Annotated in this window: 2 protein-coding genes and 1 pseudogene; 1 reads left to right on the forward strand and 2 read right to left on the reverse strand. The window is 67.8% G+C overall.

The features are described from left to right. Positions 1–84: 84 nt before the first annotated feature. Positions 85–1,519 (forward strand): annotated as a pseudogene (locus RM423_RS24365) (IS1380 family transposase). A 266-nt stretch (positions 1,520–1,785) separates the two neighbouring features. On the opposite strand, the gene RM423_RS24370 reads toward RM423_RS24365, so the two are convergent. Together RM423_RS24370 and RM423_RS24375 are read right to left on the reverse strand one after the other, a co-directional pair. Next, positions 1,786–2,565 (reverse strand): SDR family NAD(P)-dependent oxidoreductase, encoded by a 780-nt coding sequence (locus tag RM423_RS24370; protein WP_311425630.1) that lies wholly within the window; start codon positions 2,563–2,565, stop codon positions 1,786–1,788. A gap of 237 nt (positions 2,566–2,802) precedes the next feature. Beyond that, complete coding sequence (locus RM423_RS24375) at positions 2,803–2,943, reverse strand: hypothetical protein (RefSeq protein WP_311425631.1); 141 nt, start codon at positions 2,941–2,943, stop codon at positions 2,803–2,805. Positions 2,944–2,983: the final 40 nt, after the last annotated feature.

Below are 2,983 nucleotides of genomic sequence, written 5' to 3' on the forward strand. Positions count from 1 at the left end.
AGCGACAGTCGGGCCAGCAGCAACAGATAGGACGCCCCGCGGGACTTGCTTGAGCCGGATGCGGTGAAAGTCGCACGTCCGGTTCTGAGGGGGCGGCGGCGCAGCAATGCGTCGCCGCTACCCGACCGATTATTCCATGCCGATCCGGTGCGGTCAGCGGTATTTGATGAACCGAATCTCGTGTCGTGTGCGGGGTTGGTTCCGGTGCTGGCCCTGGCCCAGCGCGCCGGGCTGATCGAACTGGCCCAAGAACGGTTATCGGTCCCCGGCGGGCCCGGCCACGCCGCAGGGTTGAAGGTGTCCGCGCTGGTGGCTGGGATGGTCGCCGGCGCGGACTCGATCAGCGACATGGGCCTGTTGCGCCACGGCGGCATGGGCCGGTTGTTCACCGGGGTCCGCGCGCCGGCGACGCTGGGGACGTTCCTGCGGGCCTTCACCTTCGGCCACATCCGCCAGCTCGACGCGATCGCCGCCCGGCTGGTCGCCAATCTCGCTGGGCAGACGCCGCTGCTGGCTGATGCGGCCCGGCGTGGACCAGATCGCGTTCCTCGATGTCGATGACACCGTGAAAGCGACCCACGGCTACGCCAAACAGGGCACCGGGTACGGCTACACCGGCGTCAAAGGGTTGAACGCGCTGATCGCGACGGTGTCCACGCCACTGGCTGCGCCGGTGATCGTGGCCACCCGGCTGCGCAAGGGGTCCACGAACTCGACCCGGGGTGCCGCCCGGCTGGTCGCCGATGCCCTGAAAACCGCCCGCGGCTGCGGGGCGAGCGGTTTTGTCGTGGTGCGGGCGGATTCGGCCTACTACGGGCGTGAGGTGATCGCCGCGGCTCGCCGGGGCGGGGCCCGGTTCTCGATCACCGCCCGCAAAGATCCCGCCATCAAAAGGGCAATCGCGGGCATCCCTGAAACCGGGTGGACCAGGATCAAGTACCCGAACGCGGTCTTCGATGAGCAGTTGCAGCAGTGGATCTCTGACGCCGAGGTCGCTGAGGTGCCGTTCACCGCGTTCACCTCCCGGCCCAAGACCGAGCAGGTGAGCGCCCGGCTGATCGTGCGCCGGGTCCGCGACGCCAACCCCGCCCACACCATCACCAACGACCAGGGTGAGCTGTTCCCGGCCTGGCGCCACCACTCCCTCTTCACCGACTCCCCGCAACCGATGCTCGAGGCCGAGGCCGACCACCGCCGGCACGCGGTCATCGAACAGGTCCACGCCGACCTCAAAGCAGGACCCCTGGCGCACCTACCCTCCGGATCCTTCGCCGCCAACTCCGCGTGGCTGGTGCTGGCCGCGATCGCGTTCAACCTCACCCGCGCCACCGGCACCCTCGCGGGCCGGTTCCACGCTCGGGCCGTGACGGCCACCATCCGGGCCCAGCTGATCAACATCCCCGCCAGGATCACCCGATCAGCCCGGCGAACCAACCTCCGACTACCCACGAACTGGCCCTGGCAGCACGCCTTCGACTTCATCTTCGCCGCCGCACTCAGCCCACCTGCCACGACCTGAACCCCACCCACCAGCCCCCGGGGCGCAACAGGAGATCGCGTGGAAAAGCCGGGCACACCGGCAGCTTCACCACGCCCAAGCCCCAAATCCCCGGGCGCGAATTCAGAAACCCATCACACAATCAACGACGGTGCATCCGGGCTCAGACCCCGTCGAAGAGCTGCTGTTCGGCATCCTTGCCAGCCTGGCGGCCGAGCTGGTGCTGGTCATGGTGATGATCATTATGGGCGCGGCGTGTGACCGACTTTAGGTGGTGGCCCTCGCGGCTACTTCGTCTGGTAGCGCTGGGCGAGCGTCGGGCTTTGCGCGCCGAAGGCGGCGAGGTCGGCTGCGAACACCGCGTCGAGCAGGTTGTAGTCCCCGACACCGGGTGCGGCGAGGACCTCACCAAGTTCGAGGCCGCGCAGGGAGCCGTTGACGACGTCTTCGGCGGTCATGCGCGGGACGGTGGACAGGTCCATTCCCTGGACGGTGTGGAACTCGGTGGCTACCACGCCGGGGCACACGACTTGCACCCGGACGCCTGTTCCTTCGAGTTCAGCGCTCAGTGTTTGGGACATGGCTACGGTGTGGGCCAGGGTGCCGGCGTAGACGGCGCGGCGCGGCATCAGCGAGGACGGTGCGGGCCCGGAGAACGCGATCATGCCGGCCACGTTGATGATCGTGCCGGTGCCTCGTGACAGCATTCCCGGGACAGCTGCTCGGGTCAGCATTGTCGGCGCGAGGACCTTGACGTGCACCAGCTCGCGCGCCTGCTGCGCGGACAGCTCTGATATCGGCATGTAGTGCGCGACGCCGGCGTTGTTCACCAGCATCGTCAAGGGCTGGCTCGCGCACAGCTCGGCGACAGTGTCGACGCCGTCATCGGTGGACAGGTCGGCGGCCACGACCTGAACCGTGACCTCGGGCAGGGACGCGGCTAGTTCGTCGAGGCGGTCCTTGCGCCGGCCGACGACGATGAGGTCGTGGCCGTCGGCGCCCAGGCGCTCGGCGTAGGCTTTGCCGATGCCGGAGGATGCGCCGGTGACGAGTGCGAGTTCGGACATGGTTACTGCTCCTTCGTGGTGGTGGTGCTCGCGGCCGGTTGGGCCGGGGCCTCGATGAGTCAGGCGTTCTCGGCCTGGTAGTGGCGGGCAACCGCTTCTGGCCGGTCGTCGCCGAGCAAAGTGGATGCGACATCGGAGCCGGTTGGGTTCGGTACCAGGCCACGCAGCGGTATGAGGGTCGGAAGCCGGTGAAGTCTGCCGGTGCAATGTCGAGTGCGGTGCCCGGGACGGACGCGGTCAGTGAGCCGCGTTTGTAGATCGAGGTGATCCGCACGATCTGCCAGACGCCGTGATCTCGCCTAGGTCGACGGTGTGCTCGTCGAAGGCATGCGGGACGAAGATGCCGGCGTGGTCAGCGGACTCAATGTAGGAGGTCACGGGTTGTTCCTTCCGGTGTCCACTTGTCAGTGACTGCTGA

The organism is Jatrophihabitans lederbergiae, assembly GCF_031845305.1.
Classification (GTDB): Bacteria; Actinomycetota; Actinomycetes; order Mycobacteriales; family Jatrophihabitantaceae; genus Jatrophihabitans_A; species Jatrophihabitans_A lederbergiae.